This is a genomic window from Luteolibacter sp. LG18, from assembly GCF_036322585.1.
Lineage (GTDB): Bacteria > Verrucomicrobiota > Verrucomicrobiia > Verrucomicrobiales > Akkermansiaceae > Luteolibacter.
In genome coordinates, this window is record NZ_AP024600.1 from 1,819,730 (window position 1) to 1,844,688 (window position 24,959).

23 protein-coding genes are annotated in these 24,959 nt (G+C 65.7%); 12 read left to right on the forward strand and 11 right to left on the reverse strand.

Annotation, left to right across the window (positions count from 1 at the left end; genetic code table 11):
* The first annotated feature begins 75 nt into the window (after window positions 1–75).
* Window positions 76–432 (forward strand): hypothetical protein, encoded by a 357-nt coding sequence (locus llg_RS07580; protein WP_338289127.1) that lies wholly within the window; start codon window positions 76–78, stop codon window positions 430–432.
* A gap of 9 nt (window positions 433–441) precedes the next feature.
* Here llg_RS07580 and llg_RS07585 read toward each other — a convergent pair whose 3' ends face one another.
* The 3 genes from llg_RS07585 to rpsB form a co-directional block, all read right to left on the reverse strand.
* The gene (locus llg_RS07585) at window positions 442–1,317 is read right to left on the reverse strand and encodes a hypothetical protein (RefSeq protein WP_338289128.1); all 876 of its coding nucleotides are present in this window, start codon (window positions 1,315–1,317) and stop codon (window positions 442–444) included.
* Window positions 1,318–1,466: 149 nt separating this feature from the next.
* Window positions 1,467–2,333 carry a translation elongation factor Ts gene (gene tsf, locus llg_RS07590; RefSeq protein ID WP_338289129.1) on the reverse strand — a complete coding sequence of 289 codons (867 nt, stop codon included), beginning with the start codon at window positions 2,331–2,333 and terminating at the stop codon, window positions 1,467–1,469.
* A gap of 83 nt (window positions 2,334–2,416) precedes the next feature.
* Complete coding sequence (rpsB, locus tag llg_RS07595) at window positions 2,417–3,100, reverse strand: 30S ribosomal protein S2 (protein WP_338289130.1); 684 nt, start codon at window positions 3,098–3,100, stop codon at window positions 2,417–2,419.
* A gap of 250 nt (window positions 3,101–3,350) precedes the next feature.
* Between rpsB and llg_RS07600 the strand changes: the two genes are divergently transcribed.
* Window positions 3,351–4,463, forward strand: coding sequence for a glycoside hydrolase N-terminal domain-containing protein (locus llg_RS07600; RefSeq protein WP_338289131.1), 1,113 nt, complete (start codon window positions 3,351–3,353; stop codon window positions 4,461–4,463).
* Between the two features lies 1 nt (window position 4,464).
* Here the strand turns inward: llg_RS07600 and llg_RS07605 are convergent, their stop codons facing one another.
* A complete protein-coding gene (locus tag llg_RS07605; RefSeq protein WP_338289132.1) occupies window positions 4,465–5,373 on the reverse strand; it encodes a DUF6786 family protein in 909 nt (302 codons plus the stop codon).
* A 216-nt stretch (window positions 5,374–5,589) separates the two neighbouring features.
* On the opposite strand from llg_RS07605, the gene llg_RS07610 reads away from it, so the two are divergent.
* Window positions 5,590–6,174, forward strand: a complete 585-nt coding sequence (locus llg_RS07610) for a hypothetical protein (RefSeq protein WP_338289133.1) — start codon at window positions 5,590–5,592, stop codon at window positions 6,172–6,174.
* Window positions 6,175–6,239: 65 nt separating this feature from the next.
* Window positions 6,240–8,042, forward strand: coding sequence for an NPCBM/NEW2 domain-containing protein (locus llg_RS07615; protein ID WP_338289134.1), 1,803 nt, complete (start codon window positions 6,240–6,242; stop codon window positions 8,040–8,042).
* Between the two features lie 177 nt (window positions 8,043–8,219).
* On the opposite strand, the gene llg_RS07620 is transcribed toward llg_RS07615, so the two are convergent.
* The 3 genes from llg_RS07620 to llg_RS07630 all read right to left on the reverse strand — a co-directional run bounded on the left by llg_RS07620 (window position 8,220) and on the right by llg_RS07630 (window position 13,403).
* The gene (locus llg_RS07620; protein WP_338289135.1) at window positions 8,220–11,417 is read right to left on the reverse strand and encodes a PVC-type heme-binding CxxCH protein; all 3,198 of its coding nucleotides are present in this window, start codon (window positions 11,415–11,417) and stop codon (window positions 8,220–8,222) included.
* A 100-nt stretch (window positions 11,418–11,517) separates the two neighbouring features.
* Entirely contained in the window at window positions 11,518–12,528 is a 1,011-nt protein-coding gene (locus llg_RS07625) for a ThuA domain-containing protein (RefSeq protein ID WP_338289136.1), read from the reverse strand.
* A 281-nt stretch (window positions 12,529–12,809) separates the two neighbouring features.
* A complete protein-coding gene (locus llg_RS07630) occupies window positions 12,810–13,403 on the reverse strand; it encodes a hypothetical protein (RefSeq protein ID WP_338289137.1) in 594 nt (197 codons plus the stop codon).
* A gap of 90 nt (window positions 13,404–13,493) precedes the next feature.
* Between llg_RS07630 and purE the strand changes: the two genes are divergently transcribed.
* Both purE and llg_RS07640 read left to right on the forward strand, forming a co-directional pair.
* The gene (purE, locus tag llg_RS07635; RefSeq protein ID WP_338289138.1) at window positions 13,494–14,000 is read left to right on the forward strand and encodes a 5-(carboxyamino)imidazole ribonucleotide mutase; all 507 of its coding nucleotides are present in this window, start codon (window positions 13,494–13,496) and stop codon (window positions 13,998–14,000) included.
* Window positions 13,997–15,163 carry a 5-(carboxyamino)imidazole ribonucleotide synthase gene (locus llg_RS07640; RefSeq protein WP_338289139.1) on the forward strand — a complete coding sequence of 389 codons (1,167 nt, stop codon included), beginning with the start codon at window positions 13,997–13,999 and terminating at the stop codon, window positions 15,161–15,163. The genes purE and llg_RS07640 overlap by 4 nt, the downstream gene beginning before the upstream one ends.
* Before the next feature lie 17 nt (window positions 15,164–15,180).
* On the opposite strand, the gene llg_RS07645 is transcribed toward llg_RS07640, so the two are convergent.
* From llg_RS07645 to llg_RS07655, 3 genes are all read right to left on the reverse strand, one after another.
* Window positions 15,181–15,639, reverse strand: coding sequence for a hypothetical protein (locus tag llg_RS07645; protein ID WP_338289140.1), 459 nt, complete (start codon window positions 15,637–15,639; stop codon window positions 15,181–15,183).
* 103 nt (window positions 15,640–15,742) lie between these two features.
* Complete coding sequence (locus llg_RS07650) at window positions 15,743–16,540, reverse strand: HAD hydrolase family protein (protein ID WP_338289141.1); 798 nt, start codon at window positions 16,538–16,540, stop codon at window positions 15,743–15,745.
* A gap of 48 nt (window positions 16,541–16,588) precedes the next feature.
* Window positions 16,589–17,851: an OmpA family protein gene (locus tag llg_RS07655; RefSeq protein WP_338289142.1), complete on the reverse strand. Its 1,263-nt coding sequence runs from the start codon at window positions 17,849–17,851 to the stop codon at window positions 16,589–16,591.
* A gap of 107 nt (window positions 17,852–17,958) precedes the next feature.
* Between llg_RS07655 and llg_RS07660 the strand changes: the two genes are divergently transcribed.
* The 4 genes from llg_RS07660 to llg_RS07675 all read left to right on the forward strand — a co-directional run bounded on the left by llg_RS07660 (window position 17,959) and on the right by llg_RS07675 (window position 22,962).
* Entirely contained in the window at window positions 17,959–18,237 is a 279-nt protein-coding gene (locus llg_RS07660) for a hypothetical protein (RefSeq protein WP_338289144.1), read from the forward strand.
* A gap of 56 nt (window positions 18,238–18,293) precedes the next feature.
* Window positions 18,294–19,613, forward strand: a complete 1,320-nt coding sequence (locus llg_RS07665; RefSeq protein ID WP_338289145.1) for a homoserine dehydrogenase — start codon at window positions 18,294–18,296, stop codon at window positions 19,611–19,613.
* A gap of 137 nt (window positions 19,614–19,750) precedes the next feature.
* Window positions 19,751–22,003: a carboxy terminal-processing peptidase gene (locus tag llg_RS07670; protein WP_338289146.1), complete on the forward strand. Its 2,253-nt coding sequence runs from the start codon at window positions 19,751–19,753 to the stop codon at window positions 22,001–22,003.
* 383 nt (window positions 22,004–22,386) lie between these two features.
* Window positions 22,387–22,962, forward strand: a complete 576-nt coding sequence (locus llg_RS07675) for a hypothetical protein (protein ID WP_338289147.1) — start codon at window positions 22,387–22,389, stop codon at window positions 22,960–22,962.
* Between the two features lie 65 nt (window positions 22,963–23,027).
* Here the strand turns inward: llg_RS07675 and llg_RS07680 are convergent, their stop codons facing one another.
* Window positions 23,028–23,237, reverse strand: coding sequence for a hypothetical protein (locus llg_RS07680; protein ID WP_338289148.1), 210 nt, complete (start codon window positions 23,235–23,237; stop codon window positions 23,028–23,030).
* An 8-nt stretch (window positions 23,238–23,245) separates the two neighbouring features.
* On the opposite strand from llg_RS07680, the gene llg_RS07685 reads away from it, so the two are divergent.
* Both llg_RS07685 and llg_RS07690 read left to right on the forward strand, forming a co-directional pair.
* Window positions 23,246–23,833, forward strand: a complete 588-nt coding sequence (locus llg_RS07685) for a GNAT family N-acetyltransferase (protein ID WP_338289149.1) — start codon at window positions 23,246–23,248, stop codon at window positions 23,831–23,833.
* Window positions 23,830–24,903, forward strand: a complete 1,074-nt coding sequence (locus llg_RS07690; RefSeq protein ID WP_338289150.1) for a winged helix DNA-binding domain-containing protein — start codon at window positions 23,830–23,832, stop codon at window positions 24,901–24,903. Before llg_RS07685 ends, llg_RS07690 begins: the two co-directional genes overlap by 4 nt.
* The last annotated feature ends 56 nt before the right edge of the window (window positions 24,904–24,959 follow it).

Consider the following 24,959-nt stretch of genomic DNA (forward strand, 5'->3'; position numbering starts at 1 on the left):
CCGGCGCGGCTAGAGTGGCACGCTTGGTCTCCAGGCGATGTTTTGGGGGCCTTTCCATTTCAACCCACCATCGACATGAGATTCCCGATCAACCAACGCACCGGCTCCCTCGCCCAGCGGGTCAGGGATGACGTCCGGCTCCTCTCCTCGGACACGAAGAGCCTCCTGCGCCAAGCGCTCAATGACGAGCTGCCCGCCGCCAAACAGCGCTTCGTGAAGACCGCCACCGATGGCATCGACCGCAGCCGTGCCTGGCTCATCACGGGCTCCCGCACCCTCCGCCGTGACCAACGCACGCCCTACGTGCTCGGTGCCGTCGGGGTCGCCGCTCTGGCCGGAGTCGCCTGGCTCGCGTGGCAGAAGTTCAGCGGCGGTTTTGGAGCCAATGGCTCGCGGACCGTCTTCGGTGACATTCCCGTGGAGGAAGATTGAACGCCCGCTCTAGCGGAGCGGCTCCATCGGGCCGTTCCGCTCGTCGTGCAGCACGGCGGTGTCCAAACCGTCCAGGACGAGCACGCCCTGAAGCGAGGAAATGCGCGTCGCGTCGCTCCACTGCCACACGATCCGGCCCGCGGCATCGAACTCCAGCAGTTGGATCCCGGACTCGCCGAAGCCCTCGCCATGGCCCTGCCAGTTCGCGAGCACGATATGGTCGTTGGCCAGCAGTTGGAAGGTGGCGTAGAAGAACGGATTCACCGCCTCCGGCACCTCGTCCTTGCCGCCGAATTGCCGGATCACCGTGCCATCCGCCGCCAGTTCCACCAGGAACGCGCCGTAGCCCGCGGAGACGAGCAGATGCCCGTCCGGCCGCTGCACCGACTTCCACGCGTGGTAGAAGCCCTCCACCGGATAGTCCCGCAGGTAGGTGCCATCCGGCGAGCCCTCGCGGATCCGGTCGTTGCAGGACATCAGGTAGGTGCCGCGCGCCGTCTGGCGGATCAGGCGCACGTAGTCGCCTTCGAACGTGGTCTTGCGCACGATCTCGTGGGAGGCGTCCAGTTCCAGCACCACCACGCCGGTGGTGCCATCCAGATCCACTCCCGCCAGCAGCGTGTGGCCGTCCGGCTGGCGTCGCGCTGCCGTCACCCCTTCCAGTTCCGAAAACTCCGCGAGCACCGCACCGGTGGCGATATCGAACTCGCTGAACCCGTGGTGGTGCCCCACCAGCAGCCGGTTGCTCCCGATCAATTGCAAATCCCGCGCCTGCGGATGCCCGATCGGCACCGTCCAATCGCGCTCCGGATGCACCTCATCCACATGCAGCAGGGCAGCGTGGCCTTCGTCGATCGCCAGGAAACGGTGTTGGATGCGGCTCATTCGGTGTATCCGGCCATCCACCCGGCCTGCGGCCGTTCTGGCAAGGATCGGGTTGCTAACCATGGTAAGCCGCGCGCTGCCGAAAAAAAAGCCCGCTTCCTTCCGGAAGCGGGCTTTTCAAATTCAGCGGATCGATCCGCGGCCGTGGCTTATTCGCCGAGGCCGAAGCGGACGAAGCGGCGCACGGTGAGCGTGTCGCCGAGCTCCTTGCCCTTGGCTTCGAGCAGCTTGTTGATGCTGGTGTCCGGGTCCTTCACGAAACCCTGCTCCAGGAAGCAGCTCTCGGCGAAGAACTTGCCGATCTTGCCGGTGATGATGTTCTCGATGATGTTGGCCGGCTTGCCGGAGTCGGCGAGCTGGGCGCGGAAGATTTCCTTCTCGGCTTCCACCACGTCGGCCGGGATGTCCTCGCGGGACAGACCGCGCGGGGCGGCGGCGGCGATGTGGAGGGTCAGGTCCTTCACCAGCTCGCGGAAGCCAGCGGTGGAGGCGGTTTCGGCATTGCCGGCACCGACCTCGATGAGCACGCCGACCTTGCCACCCATGTGGATGTAGGAGGACACCGCGCCTTCGCCGGTGGCGTCGAAGCGGACGTACTTGCGGAACTGGAGGTTCTCGCCGACTTCGGCGATCTTCGCCTTCACGGTCTCCTCGACCGGGGAGCCCTGGAAAGAAACCTGCTGGGCGGCCTCGAGGTCGGCGGCCGAGCTGGCGATGAGGGTGTCGGCGAGGCCGTTGACGAAGCCCTGGAAGTTGTCGTTGCGGGACACGAAGTCGGTCTCGCAGTTCACTTCGAGCAGGATGCCGGACTTGCCGTTCTCGGAGAGGCGGGCGGTGATGATGCCTTCGTTGGCGGCGCGGTCGGCCTTCGAGGAGGCCTTCACGATGCCCTTCTCGCGCAGCAGCTTCGCGGCGGCTTCAAGGTCACCCTGGGTCTCTTCGAGGGCGCGCTTGCAGTCCATCATGCCGGCGTTGGTCTTCTTGCGGAGGTCGTTGACGAGGGAAGCGGTGATCATAGCGGTTCGTTGGAAAGCGTTTGGTGGGAAAACAAAACGGGCGGCCTATGGTGGTTGCCAAGGCCGCCCGCGTGACAAAGCGGTCAGGCCTTGGCGGAGACGACGATGGCGTCCACCAGGTTCTGGAGCACGATGCGGATCGAGCGGATCGCGTCGTCGTTGGCCGGGATCGGGTACTGCACCACGGACGGGTCGGCGTTGGTGTCCACGATCGCGACGATCGGGATTTCCAGACGGCGGGCCTCGGCCACGGCGATGGACTCACGGGCGGAGTCCACGATCACCACGGCGTCCGGCTTCTGCTCCATGCCACGCACGCCCTTGAGGTTGCGCAGGAGCTTCTCGCGCTCACGGCCGAGGGCGGCGAGCTCCTTCTTGGACATGGACTTGAATTCCGGCTGCTTCTCGAGGTTCTCGAGGTAGTTGAGGCGCTCCACCGACTTGCGCACGGTGGCGCTGTTGGTGAGCATGCCACCGAGCCAGCGGTGGTTCACGTAGAACTGGCCGGTCGCCTCGGCGGCTTCACGGACGGCGTCCTGAGCCTGGCGCTTGCAGCCCACGAAAAGGATCTTCTTGCCCTTGCCGGCAAGCTCCGAGAGGAAGTCCGAAGCCTTGTCGAGCTGCTGGACGGTCTTCTCGAGGTTGATGATGTAGATGCCACCCTTGTCCTTCATGAGGAAGGGCTTCATCTTCGGGTTCCACTTCTTGGTCTGGTGACCGTAGTGGACGCCGGCGTCCACCATCTCGGAGATAAGTTCGTTGATCATTGGTATTTCAGGTGTCCCGCCTTGATTCAGGCCGGGCGATTCTCGGAAAATCCGCCGCTTTGAGGTCCCTCCGATCTTCCATTGGTGAATTGGCGGCGCGAGGAGGGACGCGCGGGGTACGGGATAGGGGACCCCTTGGCAAGGCAAAACCGCGCAAAACGAACAGGTTGCCTGTCCGGCCGATGGCTTTCACACCCCTCCTTCGGGCTGGCAAGCGGCGGGGCGACTCGCCATTCTGCCCGCCGAATTGATGGTTTCCCCGGTCCGCCTTCTGGTCTTCCTCTCCCTCGCGGCAACCGCCGCCGCGGCCCCGCCGATGGAGCTGTGGTTCCAAGCTCCCGCCCGGGAGGCGAAGGACGCCCTGCCGGTGGGAAATGGCAAAACCGCGGTCCTCGTGTCCGGGGACCCGAAGGTGGAGCGCCTCGTGTCTTCCGCCGGGGACTTTACGCTGCGGATCGATTGGTTGGATGGCGACCGGCCCACCACCGACTACCGGCGTTCGCTCGACCTCCGCGACGGTCTGGCGGTCACGACCTGGAAACGCGGCGGCAGTTTGATCACCACCACCGTCCTCGCCAGCCGCGCCGATGACGTGGTCCTCGTCCACCTGCTGGCGGGCATGCCGGGAGCCCTCGGGTTCCGCGCCACACTGGAAGGAAAAGGGATCGCTTCCATCGGCGACCGCGCCGAGCTGCTCTTGAAAGACCCTTCCACTCCCTCCGCCCCCGTGACCCGGGCCTGGGTGCTGCCGTTCGAATCCGAGGTGGAGCCGGACGGCAACTCGATGGTGATCCGTGGGGAAGGGGAGGCCATGATCGTGCTGGCCCGTGCTCCGGAGCCCGCTGCTGGGGAGGCTTGGAAGCGGTTGGCCACCCGTTACGGCGGCCCGGACGAGCATCCGGACCTCTCGAAGGTCTGGGCCGGAGCCCTCGCCGCCCATCAGGTGAAGCACCGCTCCCTGATGGACCGCTGCACGCTCGATCTCGGAGGCCACGAAGCTGCCGCCAAACCTACCGACGAGCGCGTGAAGGCCGCCGCGGGTACCCGTTCCGATCAGGATCTCGCTGCCCTTTTGTTCCACGACTATCTCTACCGGGCCCAAACGTTGCAGGGTGATCCTCCCGCCCGGCCCGACACCGCGGACCTGCTGGTTTCCTCCCGGAATGACGTGATTCACCTGCTCCCGGCCCTCCCGGCGGCCTGGAAGACCGGCACCGCCAAGGGTCTTCCGGTCGCCGGAGGCCTGACCGTCGATCTGGAATGGCAGGATGGAACGCTCGTCCGCCGGGCGGTTCACGCCCCCGCCCCGCTCAAAGTGCGGGTGAATGAAGGCGGGCGGGAAAGCGAGATCCTCGCCGAGTAGCTTACTTTTTCGCTGCCGCGGCCACGTCCCGGAGCGAGCATCCGAGCAAGTTGCGGACGATGGCGTCGAGATCCGCTGCCGAACCTTGCAGGTGGATCGTGGTGCGGTTGCGCAGGGGGCCTGCTTCCTGCGGCACGGGCACCACCGGATCCTGCGGCGACGGATCGGCTCCGGCGCGCGGGCCGTTCATCACGAGTGTCAGGGTGTTCCGCTCCGGATCGTGGACACACAGCAGGTCGTCCGCCGATTTTCCGGGCCATATCGGCTCGTTCAGGTGGCCATCGAATCCCCGGACCAAGGCCTTGCCACAGGGTTGCCAGCGGTTGCCTGGGGGAAATCCAGAGTTGGCCGGTGCCGGAATGACCAGAAGGGCACGCGGACTGCAATGCAGGGAGCCCTGGTGGCGCACTTTCATTTCACTCTCCGGCCATCCCTGGCCGTCCGGGCTCCGGATCACATGGGTGCTGCGATAGCCCACGGCCTTGAGCGTGCTGGCCATGGGAATGCCCAGCAGGCGGGCCATCTCGCCCTTGTTCAGGATCTGGATCACGCGCTCGAACCGGAAGGGACGCGGCTCCTTGCCCGGGGTGGCCAGGGAGCCATCCGCCTCGCACTGGATCAGCAGGTCCGTGGCGGCGGTGACCCGGAACGGCCCGGTCTCAAAGCTGGCCACGCCCGCATCCCCGCCCGCCACCAGCAGCGGGACCTCCTCGCCGCCGAAATCACGGGTGGAATCCCCTTCGAGCCGCGCCACCACCCCAGTACCATGCTCCGCTCCTTCCCATGTGGCCGTCATCACCCGCGCCTGCCAAACCGGGGCCACCGCCACCTTGCTGCCGGATTCGGGGTCCTTCAGCACATGGATCTCGGTGCGGTCTTCCAGCGTTCGGAGATCATCCGCGAAAGGCACGGCCTGTTTCTCTTCAGGTTTCGGACGATGACAAGACAGTGTCATCATGCCCGCGAATACCGCGAGGAAGAGACATGCCCGGTTCATCGTGCGAAGGTCTGCAACCGCTGTGACCCCACGACAAGGCAAATAAGATAGACTAGCAGTAAATTATCATTTGCTTAAACATATTCAGTTACTAAACGATTATCGCAGCGGAGATGCGCCATAGCGCTCATGCCAAAAACCCTCACCAATACCCCGAACGCTTCCCAGCAGGCCCCGGCCCGCCCGGCAGGGTCGTGGAGTATGAAGGCGGGCGCGTGGGTGTGGGGGATTGCCTGCCTGATCGTACTCGTGACTTCCGGCTGCGGCTGGTTGATCCGGGTTCCGGCGGTCCTGCTGTTCGTTCCGGCAGGTCTGTTTGCCCTCGGCGCGGGTTCTTTTTGCATCGGTCGTCCCGGCATGGCCACGCCCGGCCGCGCCATGGCCTGCGCGTTCGCCGCGCTGATGGCCCTCCTTTCCGCCGGCCACCTGCCGTTGCGGGCGGTGTTCGCCGGTTCCCGGAATGCGATGGACCTCGCCGCATCGGAGGCCGCGGGCGGACGCCTGGAGCGGGGCACTTGGATCGGGCTCTACCGGATCGAATCCTCCCAGGTGGATGCGGACGGGAACGTGTTCCTGTGGACCTGCGACGGCGGAAACGGGCGCTGCGGCTTCGTGAAGGCGAAGTCCCCGAAGATCCCGGGCACGATCAACGAGGTCGATCTCGGCGATGGCTGGCGCTGCCTGTATTTCCGCGACGACGAGCAAGCCTCCTGAACCGTACTCCCGGGTGCTGCGGCAATTGGGAGACAAAAGCCCCGTCCGGTGGCGTATTTGGCGTGATGATTCGCATTTTACCCATCGTGCTGCTTGCTCTTCCAGCCTCTGCGCTCACGCCGAAAGAGGAAATTGCAGCCCAGGTTGCCGCCGCCCGCCCGATTCTGGATGGCTGGCAGAACCAGAATCCCGAACGGGCCCAGCGGAAGCTCCACATCGTGTATTGGTCCCCATCCGACCGCGAGCCCGCCCCGCGCTACCGTGAGCGCCTCTCCACCATCATGGAGGACATCCGGAAATTCTACGCCGAGGAGATGGAGAAGATGGGCTTCGGCCCCCGCACCTTCGCCCTCGACCATGCCGCGGACGGCCTGATCAACATCCACGTCATCAAGGGACGGCAGCCCTACGCCCACTACGATGTCCCGAGCGGCGATGAGATCCGCAATGAGTGCAAGGACCAGCTCGCGAAGGAAGGCGTCGATCTGGAGAACGAGACCATCGTGCTCTTCTGCAACATGTCGAACTGGGACCCGGAAAAGCGCACCATTTCCCAGAACAGCCCGTACTACGCCTCCGGCACGAACCGCCGGGGCTGCGCCTGGCAGGTGGATTCACCGATCCTCGAACTCTCCCAACTCGCGAACAAGGGCGACAAGGTCCAGGACGGCCAATACGGCAATATCTCGCTCGGCCGCTACAATTCCATCTTCATCGGCGGCATCGCCCACGAGCTCGGCCACGCGCTCAGTCTACCCCACAACCAAGAGCGCCACGACCAGCACGAAAACTGCGGCATCGCCCTGATGGGCTCCGGCAACCGCGAATACCGCGCCGCCCAGCGCGGCGAGGGTCTTGGCAGCTTCATCACCCTGGCCCACGGCCTGCGCCTGGCCTCGCACCCGCTGTTCTGCGGCTCGGTGAAGGGCATGAAGGATCAGCCCACCGCCGCGCCCTCCGATCTTTCGATCAAGGCGGACGGGAAGGCCCTCGTCGTTTCCGGCAAGGTCACCTCGAAGGTGCCGGTCTACGGCGTCGTCGCCTACTTCGATCCCGCCGGTGGCGGCGATTACGATGCCCCCACCGCCACCGCCGTGCCGGACAAGGATGGCCGCTTCACCCTCACCGGCAACGACCTGGTCGCCGGGAAGTCCGGTGAACTGCGCCTGTTTTTCCTGGAGGCGAATGGCATTCCCAGCGGCTTCCTTAGCCAGACTCCCTACGCTTGGTCCTACCTCGTGAAGCCGGACGGCACCGCCGATGTCAGTGCCATCGAGGCCGCCATGACCCTCAAGCCGCTCTTCGATGTCGCCTCCCAGGGCGGGGCCGCCGCCACCGCGGCCTTCGGGAAAATCGATTTCTCGAAGAGCGACCCGGTGGTGAAACAGGCAGCGACCTCGCTCGTCCGCGCTGCTTCGAAAACCGCGCCGCTCCCGGTCCCCGCCGATGAGAAAGGGGCGTTCTGCGCCCTCACCACCGCCCGCTGGACCTCCGCGAAGACCGGCTACGGTGCAGCCAGCTCCGGCATGCTGCCGGAGGCCCCATGGGTGTTTGCCGCCGGTGGCCGCCTGTTCCCGGACGGCCTCTACGCTCATGCGCCCGCCACCTACACCTGGCAGCTTGGAGGCACGTGGAAAACCCTCTCGGGAAGCTGCGGCCTCATCGACGGCCGCGACGGCTCGGTCGGCTTCCGCATCACCGGCGATGGCAAGGAGCTCTTCAAGGCCGCCAAGGTGAAGGACGGCAAGGTCCACGACTTCAAAATCGACGTCACCGGCGTGAAGGAGCTCCAGCTCCTCACCGATGACGGCGGCGACGACGTCCGCAGCGACTGGGGTGCCTGGCTCGCCCCCGTGCTGACCCGCTAACTGGGAGTAGGGACATTCTTGTCCCGTTCTTTTCTGAAACGCAACAGGCGGTCCCATGGAAATAGGACCGCCTGTTGTCGTTGGGATCAGAAGATCAAGAACGGGACAAGAATGTTTGCCAGCGGATGGATAGGCCAAGGGCTGGCCATGTCCGCTTCGCTCCCATTCTACTCCCAGTTAGAACGGATGCTGCTTCAGCAGTTCCTCCACGGTGTAGAACCCCGTCTTCGACTTCGCCTCCTCGCGCACCCGCTTCACCGTCTCCGGCTTCACCGCCGGGGCGGAGTTGCCGAAGCTGTTGCGGACGTAGGTCAGCACCCCGGCCAGTTCATCGTCCTTCAGCAGGAACTCGAAGGGCGTCATCGGCGGCACGCCGTTCTTCGGATCGAAGGTCTTGCCGTTCACCGTGATCGGACCCCAGATGCCCTTGAGCGCCACCTTGATCAGGCGCGTCTCGTCGCCGTTCACCCACGGGCTGTTCGCCAGCGGCGGGTAGGTCGCGTCACCCAGGCCGGTCGGCTGGTGGCAGGTCGCGCAGTGGACGTCGCGCTGGTAGACCTCGCGGCCCAGGCGGTAGAGCGCCAGTTCGGCGGGCGGCAGCTTCGGTTCCGGCTGCGGTGCGTCCTCGGATTTGCCTGCTTCCAGCTTCAGTTTCCCGGCCAGGAAGTCGCGGGTTTTCGGTTTCTGGGAGACGTCGAACTTGCCGCCCTTCGCGAGCGAGTCGAAGGCGTCCTTCAGCGTCACCAGCGCGGCCGTGTAGGCCTTCGGCATCCACGAATCCAGCGGGCGCTCCAGCGCTTCCGAAGCGATGCGGGCCCCGTCCTCGTTGTCCATCCAGGAGGCGGCCATCATTGCCGCCAGGCGCACCCGGGCATGCTCGTCGGCCGCGGCCTTCAGCAGCAGCGCCGTGTGGTCCGGGATGTCCCGCCAGGCGAAACGGATCACGTCCACCGCCGCGGCGCGGGCCTGGTGGGACTTCGCTCCCAGGCATTGCACCAGCAGATCGTGGTCGATCTTTTCAAAGCCCGCGGTCGTCCACAGCGCCTCGCACAGCAGGTGGTCGTAGTCCGGCGAGTTCTTGTCGGCGGCCGCCACCCATTGTTTCACGGCGGCCAGCACCTCGTCCGCCTTGCGGCCGCGCAGTTCGCGGCGCGCCCGGTAGCGCGTGCGGTACTCCGGTTCCTCCAGCGCCTTCAGCAACTGCGGGATCGTCGCGCCGGCGATCGGCACCGGCTTCACCAGCGGGCGGGACGGATAGGTCACGCGGTAGATGCGACCGTGGTCGCGGTCGCGCTTCGGATCGCGCGCCGAGTGCTGCATGTGGCCGATCAGCGCGTTGTGCCAGTCGAGGATGTAGAGCGAGCCATCCGGCGCGAACTCCATGTCGCACGGGCGGAAGTTCGGATCGGTCGAGGAGATCAGGTCCATCCGCTGCTTTCCGGCGAAGCCCGAGCCATCCTCCTTGATGTCCCACACGCTGGTGCCCAGGAAACCGATCACGTTGTTCACCATGTAGCAGCCTTGCAGGTCATCCGGGAAATGGCGGGACGAGATGAACTCCGCGCCGGACGTCGGCCGCGACCGCTTCGGGGCGAACTCCGCCGTTTTCCCGGTCTCATACTCGTAGGGGACCTTCGGCGAAAGCGGCAGCCCCCACCAGTTCTGGCCCGGCGAGGCATCGGCGATGTAGCACTGGTCCCACTTGTCGAACGCGATGCCCCACGGGTTCGCGAAGTTCGACTGGCTGTAGCGGTCCAGCCGTTTGGTGCGCGGGTTGAACCGCCACACCCCGGCCTGCAGGCCGCGCTCCGGACCGTAGGACGTTTCCACGTTGGTGTGCAGGAAGGTGCCCTCCGGCATGTAGATCGAGCCCGTCGCATCGGCGCTGAAGGCATTGATCGAATGGTGGGAGTCGTGGGAATCGAAGCCCTCCAGCACGATTTCGCGCTTGTCCGCCTTGCCGTCGCCATCGGTGTCCCGCAGCAGCATGAAATTCGGCTCCTGGGCCACGTAGACGCCCTCGGGCGCGAACTCGAACCCGATCGGCAGGTGCAGGTGATCGGCGAAGACCGTCTCCTTGTCCGCCTTGCCGTCGCCGTCCGTGTCCTCGTAGACGAGCAGCTTGTCGTCCGGCAGCGCGTCGCCCGGGCGGTAGCCGGGATAGGACGGCATCGTCGCGATCCACAGGCGGCCCTTGTTGTCGAAGCTCATCTGCATCGGCTTGCTGAGGTTCGGGAACCGTTCCTCGGAGGCGAAGAGCTCGATCTTGAATCCCGGAGCCACCTTGAAGTCCGCCAGCGCGTCGTTGCCCGTTTTGTAGACGACCTTGCCGGGGAAGTTCGAGGTCACCGGGTCCAGCGGGCGGGTGCCGGCGTCCGCGGTCTTCAGGTCGTACTTCTTGCCCTGCGCCGCCGCCCACACCGCCTGGTCGCGGTTCGCGGTCATCTGGCGGATCTTTTCGATCTCCTGCGGGTAGTTGAAGGTGCCGTAGGGCGCGCGGCGGCGGCCGTAGATGTGCACGCCGTTGACGATGCGGTTGTCGTTCCTCCAGAACCATGCCTTGTCGATCACCGCCTGGCGCAGCTCCTCGGCCTTGGCTTTTGAAGCCACCGGCGCGGGGCCGTAGAGACCGTCCGCCAGCAGCGGAGCCAGGAACCGGTCGCCGTCATCGGTCGGCAGGAAACCGTTGGTCGTCAGCGTGGTGCCTGCTGCGAGCTTCGGGCTGCGGGTCGGCGTGAAGAGATCGATGAAGCCGGTCTTGTTCTTGTCCGCCACCTTGCGCATCGCTTCCACGTAGAGCGCCAGGTTGGTATTCTCCACCTTGCCGTCCGGCAGCAGCGTGGTCCCCGAGAGGTTCTCGTAGGCGATCGGGGACACCAGCACGATCGCCGGGGCTTCCTTGCCATTGTACTTCTGCGTCCGGGTGTAGGCGATGAAGGCCTCCAGCTCGGCGGCGAAATTGTCCACTCCGGCCGGGCCTTCGAACGATTCGTTGTAGCCGAAGAACGCCACGATCGTGTCCGCCTTGCACAGCGTCAGCCAGTCGTCCGGACTCGGCTCGATGCCCTCGCCCTTGTGCGCCTTGTTCGCGGGGTGGAACTTCTCCGCTCCCGGGAATGCCCACTGGGTCTTGCGTCCGGCGCGCGGCCGGAAGCCCGCGGTGTCTCCCGGCACGCAGATGTTGCGCACCGTCAGTTCCTTGTCGGGGTAGCGCAGGTGCAGCAGCGTTTCGAAGTAGCTGTCGTACTGGGTGCGTTCCCCCAGCCCGTTGCCGAGCAGGACGATGTGGGACCCCTTCGCCGGAGCGGGCAGGGCGGCGGCGTGCGCGGGAGCGACCAGCGCGGCGCAGGCAAGGATGGGAATGGCGGATTTCATGCGAGCAATGGGCGGTGGACAAACAAACGGAAAGACACAGGGAGCCGGTCGGCGGGGCAGGGGAGCACCGCCGTGAGGTCCGGAAACAGGGAAAGCTGGATCAGTGGGAGGCTGGCAGCGCGTGGGTGGCGGGAGCCACGCCCTTGCGGAATCCATTGAAACCGTAGGCCAGCGGTTCGTAGGCGCCCACCGGGGTGACGTCCGCCTTGGCGGGCACCGGCAGGTTCAGGCCCCAGAACACGCCGTTCACCACCAGGCGGCGCAGGCCCTCGCTGCGGAGGTCGGTGCCGGCACCCATCGTGGTGCACAGGATGCGGTTGGTCTTGCCGGCGTCGTTCTTGACCTCGCGGGTCCACGCCACGGGCATCATCGGCTCGTTGACCTTCTGCTCGCCACCATCGGCGCGCTTCTTGGAATAGTCGGCCGGGGCGTCGGTCGGGTTCATGCCTTTCAGCACCTGGCCGCGCAGCAGGATCGTGGCGTCGGCGGGCGGTGCGGCCTCGTAGACGTCGCTGTCACCGAAAACATCGGTCACGCCGCTGAGCACAGGGTTCTTGGCGTTGGCGGCTTCGATCACGCCGCGGGTGGCCTCGGACTTGTGCTTGCCCCAGTGGGACACCCACTTCTCGCCCAGCACGTTCTTGCCGAAGTTGTTGTAGGCCTCGTAGGTGCTGCCCTTCGGAAATTGGAAGGAATGCGTGGAGGTGCGCAGGCCGATCACCGGCACGCCGCGCTTCACCGCGGAGTCGAAGTGCTTCATCGCCTCGTCCGGCCATTTCCGGAAGCGGATCAGCATCACGATCGCGTCCGCGGAATCCAGCGCTTCCGGATTGCCCAGGCTCGCGCCCGCGTTCGGCTCGATCATGCCATCGGCCCCGGTGGAAAACAGCACGGTGCACTGGAAGCCATGGCGCTCGGACAGGATCTTCGCGAACATCGGCATCGAATCCTCCGAGCGGTATTCCTCATCCCCCGCGATCAGCACCACCTTCTTGCCCGCTCCCGGGCCCTTGCCTCCCGGGTAGCTCACCGAGCCGGTGTCGGCCGCGGTGGCGGGAACGATGGTGGCCAGCGCCAGGACGGGAGCAGCAAACAGCGAAAGCGTTTTCATTGTGGGTTTGTGAGGGTTCTTGTGGAAAAGTGTGTTTTTCTTGGAATGATCGCCACTACCTCGTCGAGCCTGAAGTTCTTTCACGACAAACTTGGACCGCTTTGGGGAAAATGCGAAAAGCGGCTGCTTTCAGAGGGTGGTTGAGGTCAAATAACGTCATGCTCGATGATGTTGTTTCATGAAAATTGCGAGTTCATTGTGTTTTTGGAGGTCAATTTTGTGTGGGATGTGCTGGTTCTTGCGTGGACCAGAGTGGTGCCGGTTTCCCTGCCCGGAAATTTTCAAGGGGCCTTCAGCGGTAGTTTTGCGGCACATGCCGGGCAGGGCTTTCCGGCTTCGCCGTCCACCGTCGCGATTTTCCCGCCCGCATCCTGCATGAAGCAGCCCGCCACCGGGCAGTGGTCGAGCCCGAAGGTGTGGCCCAGCTCATGCACCACCACCTTCGAGAGCCGGCTTTCAAACAGTGGCTCCGAGGCCCTCCCGGCATGCAAGCGGTAGGTGGACACCACGCACGCGCGTCCGCCGAGCTGGCCGAGTCCGAAGATGCCCCAGTCCGGGATCTCGTCCTTGCGGGTGGAGATGTCGCGGGCGGTCAGGCCCACCACCTTGGTGAAGTCCGCGGGCGTCTCTGCCGCCAGGATGTCGAGCAGCTTGTCCGCCTTGTAGCGGTCCCGCGGTGGATAATAGGCGGCCTGCGGCAGCGGCTTGGCGGGCAGCACCTCGACCCGCACCCCGTAGAGCGCGCGGATCCCGGCCTTCACTTTTTCCACCTGCGCCGCGGGCACCTTCCCCAGCGGCTGGATCGCCACCGCAGGTTCCGCGGCGGACACCCGCACGGCCAGCGTGAGCACGAGGCACGAAAGGATTTTCACCATGCCACCATGGACCCACGCCGCCCCCTCACCGTCAAGTGCCCGCTGCCTCCGCCATTGACGATCCGGCGGTTTCCTCCCCACGCTGCCCGCATGAGCGACACCCCGCAGGTCGGAATCATCATGGGAAGCACGTCGGACTGGCCGACGATGGAGAATGCCGCGCGCACGCTGGAGGAATTCGGCGTGAAGTGGGAAGCGGAGGTCGTCAGCGCCCACCGCACTCCCGGGAAGCTCTATTCCTATGCCGAATCCGCCCGTGGCCGCGGCATCAAGACCATCATCGCCGGTGCCGGCGGTGCCGCCCACCTGCCGGGCATGACCGCCGCCATCACCGACCTGCCGGTGCTCGGCGTGCCGGTGGAATCGAAGACGCTCAAGGGCGTCGACTCGCTGCTTTCCATCGTCCAGATGCCCGCGGGCATCCCCACCGCCACCTTCGCCATCGGCAAGGCCGGGGCCGTGAACGCCGCCCTCTTCGCCGTGGCCATGCTCGCCAACGAGTCCGAGGAGCTGGCCGCCAAGCTCGCCGAATTCCGCGCCCGCCAGACCTCCCAGGTCCAGGCCGCGAAACTCCCGCCCCTCGCCCTCGACGCATGAGCGCCGCCCTTCCGTCCCCCACCAGCCCGGAGTTCACCCTTGGCATCCTCGGCGCGGGCCAGCTCGGCCGGATGCTCGCCATCGCCGCGCGACGGATGAACGTCCGCACCGTGGTCTGGACCGGTGGCCTCGAGGCCCCCGCGGTGGAGCTGGCGAACCACGTCATCGACCTGCCCTTCGATTCGCTGGAGGGTCGCGAGCAGTTCTGCGCGCTCGCCACGCTGGCGACCGTCGAGTTCGAGAATATCCCGCGCGGCACCCTCGATGCCGTCGCCGGCTGCATGCCGCTGTTCCCGTCGCCGGACGCGATCGCGATCTGCCAGAACCGCGAGCGCGAGAAGGGTTTCCTGCGTGAAAGCGGCATCCCCTGCACCTGGTTCGCCGTCGTCTCCTCGGTGGAGGAACTCGCCGCCGCGATGAAGGAGCTCAACGGTCCCGGCGTGCTCAAGACCGCCGCCTTCGGCTACGATGGCAAGGGCCAGCTCAAGCTCAATGGCACCGAGGACGCCGCCGCCGTGTGGGCGGATTTCGGTTCCGACCGCGCCATCCTGGAGGCCTGGGTGCCCTTCGAACTGGAACTTTCCGTGATGGTCGCCCGCGGCGCCGATGGCTCGATGGTGACCTACGATCCGGCGGAGAACCGCCACCGCCACCACATCCTCGATGTCTCCATCGTCCCGGCCCGCATTTCCGCGGAGATCGCCGCCCGCGCCCAGGAGATCGCCCGCAACGTGGCGGATGCCCTCGATTACCGCGGCATCCTCGGCGTGGAGTTCTTTCTCCTGCCCGATGGTTCGCTGCTGGTGAACGAGATGGCCCCGCGCCCGCACAACTCCGGCCACCACACGATCGACGCCTGCGCCACCAGCCAGTTCGAGCAGCAGCTCCGCGCCGTCTGCGGTCTTGCGCTCGGTTCCACCCGCCTGCTTTCGCCGGTGGTGATGCTGAACCTGCTCGGCGACTTCTGGCCGGACGAAACCGTCCAGCCGGATTGGTCCCCGCTCTTCGAGGATGGCGAGGCCTTCCTGCACCTCTACGGCAAGCGCCGCGCCATCGGCCGCCGCAAGATGGGTCATGCGAATCTCCTCGGTGCCACCGCGGAAGACGCCCTCGCCCGCGCCGAAGCGCTCAAGGCGAAGTGGTTGCTGGTGTCGGGGAAGTGAGCACGAAGTGCGGGCGGCTATTGCGCGAATGTCTTCGGTGATAACGCGATTCTCGCGAGGATCGCGGAAACCGTCGTCATTTCCACCACATCGCCCCGTTGGTCGGCCCAGATAATGGGGTCCTTCTGTTTGCCAACCTCAGTGACCAGATCATCCAGCTCCTTGGGCACGGTGTGATCCAGCTTTTGAAGCATCACGCACTGCGCGGCCATGATCCTCACGGCCGCGTTCTTGTCTTTCAGCATGAGCTTGAGGTCGGCGTTCCCGGCCGAGAGTTGGAACTGGGGGAGGAGGCGGCGATATGTGCCAGGCCGACCGTCTTCTCCGATCGCCTTGCCGCTTGCCAGCCACGCTACGCCGTTCATCTCGACGGACGTTAGTTGCTTCACCAGCGGCTTCGCGCTGCCGGAGTATTCCACCGCACGAGACATGCAGGATGCCGCGAGAAAGGCGACGAATACGGGGATTCTCATCATGGGGAATATGAACCGTGATTCATTCGCCGCGAGCCGAAACCGCGCTCCATCTCCGGGACCCCTGCGGGGTCCGATGTGCCGGATGACGGCAGTGGGGGCGGACTCACACCCCGAAGAAATGCCCCAGCGCCTCCACGGCCCCGTCTCCATGGCTGGTCTTGCACACGTAGCCGCCGAGCGCGCGGACGTGGCCGCGGAGTTCTTCCACCGAGTTCGACGGACAGGCGATCATGCCGGTGTTCGCCGGATCGAGCATCTCGAAGTCGTTGTGGCTGTCGCCGATGGCGAAGCGCCCCTCGACGGGCACGCCGTAGCGCGACGCCACCTCGGCCAAGCTACTGCCTTTCTGGTAGTTCTTGTGGCCGAAGCGCAGGTAGATCGAGTTCCGCTGCCAGCCGAGGTCCGGAACGTCTCCCGCCAGCTCGATCACGCGCGGCATGATCCACTCCATGTCCTCCTCGCGGCGGGCAATCAGGCCGGCGGGCTCGCCCTCCATCTCCAGCCACTCCGCGCCGGTGTGGGCCAGCACTTCCTCGCGGATGCGGGCCAGCAGCTTGCGGTGCTTCTTGAACAGCGTGTGGATGTCCTTCGCACAGCGCTTGTTCCAGGCTTCATCCGGCACCCAGCGGCCGAACTGGTTCGGGAAATAGATCTCACGCTCGCGGGCCACCAGGTAGTCCGGCGCCACCGGACAGCGGGCATCCACCAGTCCTTCCAGCGCGTAGGGCATCGAGCGACCGGTATTCAAGCCCCACACCGCGCCGTGGCTTTCGCGCAGGCGCTGGACCGTTTCGAAAAACCGCACCGGCACCGTCGGCACCGCTGAGGGGTCGTGCAGCGTGCCATCGAAATCGAACGACAGCACGACGGAGACCTTCGCGAGCGGAGCGGGCAACTGCATGCCCGTCCCTAACCGCCCCAAGGCACGGCCGCAACCCCCGGCAGGTGGCTATTCCTCCACCGGCTCGGCCCGCGGCACGGTAGCGCGCGGCGGCGGGGTTTCCTCGACGGGCTGGGCCCGCAGCGGTTTGTCCGGCACCGGCTGCGCGCGGGGCGGCGGCGGGGGTTGGAGTTCCTCCACCGGCAGCGCCCGGGCGGGTTTCACGAGAATGGCTTTCGGCGGGGTAGCTTCGGGTCTCGGCGGTGCCGGTGGCATTTCCACCGGCGCGTGGCTCACCTGCGGCGCATCCGGCGGCAGGGTTTTGCGCATCTTGATCTCCACGCGGCGGTTCGGGGCCTGCTCCTCCTTGGTGCCGCCCGTCACGCGCGGCATCTGCTTGCCGAAGCCACGGGTGAGGATGCGCTTCGGATCGAGCCGCAGCGATTTCACCAGATACTCCTTCACCGCCTCGGCGCGGCGCTGGGACAGCGAATAGTTGAACTCATCGCCGCCGATCAGGTCGGTGTAACCCTCGATCCAGCAGTAGAGGCCGGGGTTCATGTCGATCAGGGTGCCCAGCTTCAGCAGGCCCACGCGCGCGCTCTGGCGGAGTTCGGAGCTGTTGTATTCGAACAGCAGGTCGCCCGGCAGCACGGTGGTTTTGCCCACCAGCACGTTGGCGGGCAGGCCGAGCGCCTCTTCCAGCGAACCTTCCAGGGTGCCCTGCGGGGTCTTGCCGCCCGCGCCCTTTTTCAAAAGGTCGTCCACCACGCTGGTGTCGAGTTCGTCGCCCTTCAGGCTGCCGCGGTCGATGGTGACCTGGCCCGGCGCGGGGGCCGGCATCAGGTCGGAGCGGCCGATTTCCGGCAGGTCGAGCTTCAGGTCCGGGGCCTTGATCGGTTCGGTCGTGCTGCCGGAGGGATCCCCGGAGGCGGCGGGGGTGCCGCCGGTCTTGAGGTTCACGGCCAGCTCCTTCACATCCGCCCGCATCTCCATCTCGAGATTCCTCGGCAGCTTGTCGAGGACCTCGATGTCATCGAGGAGCTTGGCGGTATCCTTCGGCGGGGTGACCACGGTTTCCGCCGGGGTCATGTCGGGCATGTCCAGCGGGGTGGTTTCCACCGGGTTGAGCTTCACCCGCTCGGTGCGCATTTCCATCGGCGGATCGAGCGCCAGATTGAACTTCAGGTGATTCAGCGTGAGGAACGCGATCAGGTGCAGGACCAGCGAAAGCGCGATCCCCGCCGTGGCCCAGCGGCCAAGCCGGTCCTTGCCCGGCAACCGCCAGGTCGCCGGCTCGGGGGTGTTCTGCCATGTCGGTCCAGCGGGCACGGCGGGACTATACGTCACGGATTTGTCATGACAATCACCGCTCGCGGGGTTTGCGATTGGCATTTTTCGTGCTATCACCGCATACGTAATTCCCGAGTCCCTTACCCATGCCCGCCAAGAAAGCTACAAAGAAGGTCGCCAAAACCGCGGCGACGAAAACCGCGAAGAAAGCGGCCAAAAAGGCCGCCGAAGCTCCCGAGGTTGCGCCGAAACCCGCGAAGAAGGCAGCCAAAAAGGTCACCCGCGCGAAGGTTGGTCCGAGCACCGATGAGATCGCGGAAGCCGCTTATCTCAACTACCGCCGCCGTGTGGAGCAGGGCCTCGAGGGCAACCACGAGGAGGATTGGCTGAAGGCCGAGACCGCCCTCGCGAAGGCGAAGAAGTAACGCTTCTCCGGTTCTCCAGCCTTGGCGGATGGCGGGATGTATCCCAAAGTCCGCCCGTGACTTGCTCCACACTCGGCATTGGCCTCGCGGGTTTCGGAACCGTTGGTTCCGGCGTTTGGAACACCCTTCAGCGGAATGGCGTCCTGATTACCGACCGCACCGGCGGCTCGGTGGAACTCGCCGTGACCGGCATCCTGGTCCGTGACCCGGCCAAGGCCCGCGCCACCGCCGGGGACGTGCCGCAGGAGCTTTTCACCACCGATTGGCGCGCGCTGGTCGCGAATCCCGCCGTCGACATCGTCGTCGAGCTGATCGGCGGCACCACCGATGCCTTCGAGCTGGTCGCCGCCGCGCTGCGGGCGAAAAAGCCGGTCGTCACCGGCAACAAGGCCCTGCTCGCCGAGCGCGGCACCGAGTTGTTCGCGCTGTCCCGCGAGATGGCCACCCCGATCCACTTCGAGGCCGCCGTCGCCGGTGGCATCCCGATCATCCGCTCGGTGCAGGACTCCTTCGTCGGCAACCGCTTGCACTCGCTGGTCGGTATCATCAACGGCACCTCGAACTACATCCTCCAGCGCATGACCGAGGCCGGGCTCGATTACCCGCCCGCCCTCGGCGAAGCGCAGGCCCTCGGCTACGCCGAGGCCGATCCGGCGCTCGACGTCAACGGCTGGGACGCCGCCCACAAGGCGATCCTGCTCGCCACCCTGGCCTACGGCTTCTCCATCGACCCGGAAAAGGTCCACGTCGCCGGCATCGAGCAGGTCCGTCCGATCGACATCGCCTTCGCCAAGCAGCTCGGCTACGTCGTGAAACTCCTCGCCGTGATCCGCGAGCACGAGGACGGCGCGATCGAGCTGCGCGTGCAGCCCTCCTTCATCGCCAAGAACCACATCCTGGCCTCCGTGAACGGCGTTTTCAACGCCATCTCGGTGGTCGGCGATGCCGTCGGCGAGGCCCTGTTCTACGGTCGCGGTGCCGGCCAGGACCCCACCGCCTCCTCGGTGGTGGCGGACCTCGTCGAGGCCGCCCGCGCGCTGCGCCACACCGCCGGTCACCGCGGATTCCTGCCATACCGGGATTCCGGCACCCTGCTGCCGGTGGAGGAGACCGAAACCGCCTATTATGTCCGCTTCGACGTGACCGACCGCCCCGGCGTGATCGCCGAGGTCGCGAAGCTGCTCGCGGATGCCGGGATCGGCATTTCCGGCACCCATTCCCCGGTCAATCCGGAGGCGCCGGACGCCGAGTTCGTGGACATGGTGTTCCTGCTCCACACCTGCAAGTTCGGGAAACTCCAGGCCGCGCTGGCCCAGGTGGAGGCCCTCGATTGCATCAACAGCGCGCCGGTCGTCTTCCGCATCGAGAAGCTCTGATCCGGCCCTCGGAAGGGGAGAAAGCGGCCCGTAAGCTGCTTTCTCCCAACCGTTAGCATTTTTTTAGAGATTCCGGCGGCCCGATAACGCTAGTTTCCGCGTTGGCCCACGGGCCGAAATCCTACATTTACGGAACCATGAGCCTCCTTCGCTTCCGCCTCGCGGCCCTCGCCGCCACGGCCTGTGTTCTCTCCGGCAGCGCCAGCGCCGCCCAAGCGGATTTCAACGAGGTCGGCCGCCAGGTCGCCATCATGCTTCAGAACTCGCACTACGCGAGCCTGCCGTTCAATGCCGAGACCGGCCAGCGGTTCCTGGACGACTATCTGAAGCAGCTCGATCCGGCGAAGGTCTACTTCACCGCCGCGGACGTGGAGCGCTTCAAGGCCACCTATGGCGACGAGCTGTTCAAGATGCTCGTCCAGAGCAAGGGGCTCGACGCCGCCAACGACATCTACGGCACCTTCCGCAAGCGCGTGGAAGCCCGCGGCGAGATGGCCAAGAAGTTCCTCAAGGACGATCCGCTCGATTTCACCGGCCACGACACCATTGCCCGCACCCGCAAGGATGCCGCCTGGCCGAAGGACGACGCCGAGGCGGACGGCTTGCTGCGCCAGCAGCTCAAGGAGGCCGTGCTTTCGGAAACGGTGGTGCGTGAACTTCAGGCGAAGATGGCGAAGGACCAGGGCAAGCCCGATCCCACCCAGTCCGAGGTTTCGCCGCGCGAGAAAGTCGCGCTGCGTTACGAGCGCTATCTCCACACCATCAAGGACGCCGCCACCGATGACATCGCGGATGGCCTGCTCGGTGCCGTGGCCCGCTCCTACGACCCGCACACCGATTACATGATCGACCGCGAGGCGAGCCGTTTCAACGACTCGATGCGCAACGAACTGGTCGGCATCGGTGCCGAGCTGAAGCCCGAGGACGACGGCACCACCCGCATCATGGGCATCATGATCAACGGCCCGGCGGACCGCGAGGGCTCGCTCCAGCTCCGCGACCGGATCCTGGCCGTGGACACCGACAACTCCGGCACTTTCACCGACATCAAGTTCATGGAGCAGAACAAGGTGGTCGACCTGATCCGCGGCAAGGCGGGCACGTCCGTCCGCCTCCAGGTCCAGCCCGCCACCGCCGCTGCCGGTGAAACCAAGATCGTCACCGTCGCCCGTGGCAAGGTGGAGATCAAGGGAGCCCAGGCCAGCGCCGGCATCATCGACACCAAGTCTCCGGAGGGGACCCCGCGCCGTCTCGGCTGGATCACCCTTCCGTCCTTTTACTCCGATTTCTCCGCGGGCAAGACCCGCTGCTCGGTGGACGTCGAGCAGTTCGTCCAGCGCCTCACCGCGGAAAAGATCGACGGCCTCATCTTCGACCTCCGTAACAACGGTGGCGGCTCGCTCGAGGAGGTCCGCCGCATGACCGGCTTCTTCACCGGCAGTGGTCCGGTGGTGCAGGAAAAGAACACCCGCGGCCTGGTGAAGGCCTCGGACACCGATGACCGCAAGGCGATCTACGACGGCCCGATGGTGGTGCTGATCAACAAGGCCAGCGCCTCCGCCAGCGAGATTCTCGCCGGAGCCCTCCAGGACTACGGCCGTGCCGTGATCGTGGGGGATTCCTCCACCTTCGGGAAAGGCACCGTGCAGGAGCCGCTGGATGTTTCGAAGATGCTGCCGTTCTTCTCGAACCGGGATGGCGCGGGCATGCTGAAGCTCACCATCCGCAAGTTTTACCGCCCGTCCGGCTCGTCCACCCAGCTCGATGGCGTGGCCTCGGACGTGATCCTGCCCGGCCCCGCGGATTCGATGGAGATCGGCGAGAAGTTCCTCGACCACGCGTTCCCGCACGACCGCATCAAGCCAGCACCGGGGTTCAACCCGCCTGCCAAGGACAGCTTGTTCCTGTCCCGCCTCCAGGAGGCCAGCGCCAAGCGCGTGAAGGCGGACAAGGATTTCGGCTATTACCTCGACGATGCGAAGCGCAGCGTGGAACTGCGTGACAAGAACTCGGTGTCGCTCAACCTGGAGGATCGCCGGAAGGAGCTCTTCGACCTCGATGCCCGCCAGGAGCAGCGCAATGCCGAGCGCCGCGAGCGCTTCAAGACGCTTGAGCAGGAGGACGCGAAGAGCCTGAAACTCACCAAGCTCACGCTCGATGATCTGGCGAAGGGGGCGGCCTTCCACCCCTACGATCCTGCCAAGGAAAACGAGGAGTACATCCGCCGTGCCAAGGATCCTGTGGCCGAGCTCAATGACGCGCCGGACTGGCCCAGCGGCCTCGATCCGATCAAGCGCGAGGGCATCAAGGTGCTCGGCGACCTCATCGAGGCCACCGAGAACGCGAAGATCGCGGAAGTGACGCCCAAGAAGGAGGCGGAGATCCGCTGAGAGGGTCCCGATTCGGGTTTCAAAAGGCGGCTGCCGGAGGGTGGCCGCCTTTTTCGTGTCCTACGCGAACGCGTGAGGGGTTTCGGGGGCTTGCCTCCGTGATGGCGTAATGGTGCGAAACGCACGATTTGTTAGGGTTTGTGAACAATGATGTGAGTCAAAGCATCCTTGTTCCTCCCTTCTCCCACCCCCTTGCCATGACCACCCAGGAACGAATCAACGAGTTGACGCGTGCCGCCCTCCGAGCCGCACCGCCCGAGCCGTCTCTTCCCAAACCGGCGGTTTTCACTCCCTCCTACGAACGGGACCTCCACGCGAGTGTCGCACAGCCTGCTCCCGTTGCTGCTCCTCCCACCCAAGCGGCTCCCGCCTTGGTGGCTCCCATGCCTGCCGCCGCTCCGGCGGTGGCGGAAACTCCCGCCGCGGAGCCCGCCTTCCAGGACCAGCCGAACGCGGAGTTCCAGGCAATGATCGACGCCCGCGATTCCAAGATGCGGAAGAAGCGCTCCCGCCAGAGCCTCTTCATCACCGCGATGGTGCTGGCCTGTCTCGGCAGCGCCGGCGGCTGGCTCACGCTGACCGATGCGGGCAAGCAGAAGATTGCCGCGCTGAAGACTTCCATGCAGGAAAGCGGCCGCGACCTGAAGACCATCGGCACGATCACCAAGCAGTACGACAAGCAGCTCGAGAAGATCGCCGTCCACGGTGACCAGATCACCGACGCCACCAAGGCGATGGGCATCGATCCCTCCAAGGTGGACAACACCAAGGACCCGGGCATGGAAGAGGAAATGCGCCAGCTCTCCGGCGAGGGCGCTCGCAGCACCGGCGACCGCAATCGCGATCTCCAGTCCAAGTTCGGCATGGTCCAGAAGCTGGCTCAGAAGAACGGCGTCGGACCGTCCCCCAACCTCGGAGACAAGAAGGCCGATGGCGAGGCGAAGCCCGCTGCCCAGTGATCGGAGTGATCTCCGATCCAGACTCCGCTTTCTTCCAGTGCCCGTGGGAAACCGCGGGCGCTTTTTTATTCCGCGCTCCGGCCTTTCGGCGGCAGCAGCACCGCGCCTTTCAGGAGACGGCAGAATTCCTTCTTCGTCAGCACGTGGCGTTCGCCTTGCTTGGTTTCCAGGTCGGCCATGTCCTTGTACTCCACCGCCAGCCGCTCCAGCGTGGTGATCTGGAGAAAGCGACCGTCCTTTTGCCAAATCTGATCCTGTTGTAGCCGGAGACCCATGCCGGAGAATGGCGGTGATTGCCTGCGATGGCCAGCCCGCATCCGATTGGGATTGTCGGCGGCAGGCGCGGACGGCGACCATCGCCGTGATGAACCCCGTCTTGGAAACCGAGCGCACGATCCTGCGGCCGTTCCGCGCCTCCGATGCCGTGGCCTCGTTCGCGTGGTTCAGCGATCCGGAGGTGATGCGCTTCATCCCGAACGGCCGCGATGAAACCGTGGAGCAAACGGCCGCGCGGGTCGCCCGCTACAGGGCCCATCAGGAGCGCCACGGCTTCAGCAAGTGGATCGTGCTCGACCGCGCCACCGGTGAGCCGATCGGCGACGCGGGCTTCGTGATGCTGCCGGATGGCGTGCGCCCGGAACTCGGCTACCGCTTTGCCCGCCCGTGGTGGGGCAGGGGGCTTGCCACCGAGGTTGCCCGGGCCTGGATCGGGGTGGCGGCTCCGTGGTTCGGCTTCACCCGCATCCATGCCTTCGCGTTGCCGGAGAACCAGGCGTCCCGCCAGGTGATCGAAAAGGTCGGCTTCACCCTCACCGCGGAAGAGGAGCTCTATGGCGTGAAGGTGCCGCTCTACACCCTCGATCTGGCATGAAGGCGGTGGAGTTGCGGAGGTTGCGGTTGAGCGCGCAGGGGATCGGCTTTCCGCGGCAGAGTGCCGGGGCCGTGGTTCGGCGGCTCGGCGCGATGCAGGCACAAGATTACCTCGGCGCGCTGTTGGCGATCGGCCTGCGGGTGTCCGGTGCCACCGAGGCCTTCATCGAGCAGGCGGTCCGGGATCGCGAGATTGTCCGCACTTGGCCGATGCGCGGCACGCTGCATTTCGTGGCTCCGGAGGATGTGCGCTGGATGCTGGCCCTGCTTTCACCCCGGATCGTGGCGGGTGCGGCCACCCGCCACCGGCAGCTTGAACTGGATGACGCCGTGTTCCGCCGCAGCCGCACGCTGTTGGAAAAGGCGTTGCAGGGAGGCAAGGAGCTCACCCGCGATGCCGCCTACGGACTGCTCGAAGACGCGGGCATTTCCTGCAATGGCCAGCGCGGCTATCACATCCTGTGGAAGCTCTCGCAGGACGCGGTGCTGTGCGGCGGCCCCCGTGAGGGCAAGCAGCCGACCTTCGTCTTGCTCGATGAGTGGGTGCCGGAGTCGCGAACGCTGGAGCCCGATGAAGCGCTGGCCGAAATCGCCCGCCGCTATTTCACCAGCCACGGCCCGGCGACGCTCGCCGACTTCGTCTGGTGGACCGGCCTGAAGGTGACGGACGCGAAGCGCGGGCTCGGGCTTGTTTCGCCCGAGCTGGAGAAAACCGTGGCGGATGGCGAAACCTACTGGATGTCCCGTAGCTTGGCCGCGGACGCGCCGCGGAAACAGGGCGTCCACCTGCTCCCGGGCTTCGATGAATTCCTCCTCGGCTACAAGGACCGCAGCGCCATGCTGGCGGCCGAGCACGCCGGGCGCATCGTTCCGGGGAACAATGGCATGTTCCTGCCGATGCTGGTCGTGGACGGCGAGGTGAAGGGCACCTGGAAACGGACGCTGCGAAAGAAATCGGTGGCGGTGGATTTCGAGGCATTCGGTGAGCTTCCCGGCCGCGTGGCCACGGACGCCCGCAAGGCGGCGGAACGTTACGCGGAGTTCCTGGGGTTGACGTTGGAGTTGTCGTGAGACGATGGCTCAAGCGGATCATGCAAAGCGCACGTTCGCAATTTCACGCAGAGAGG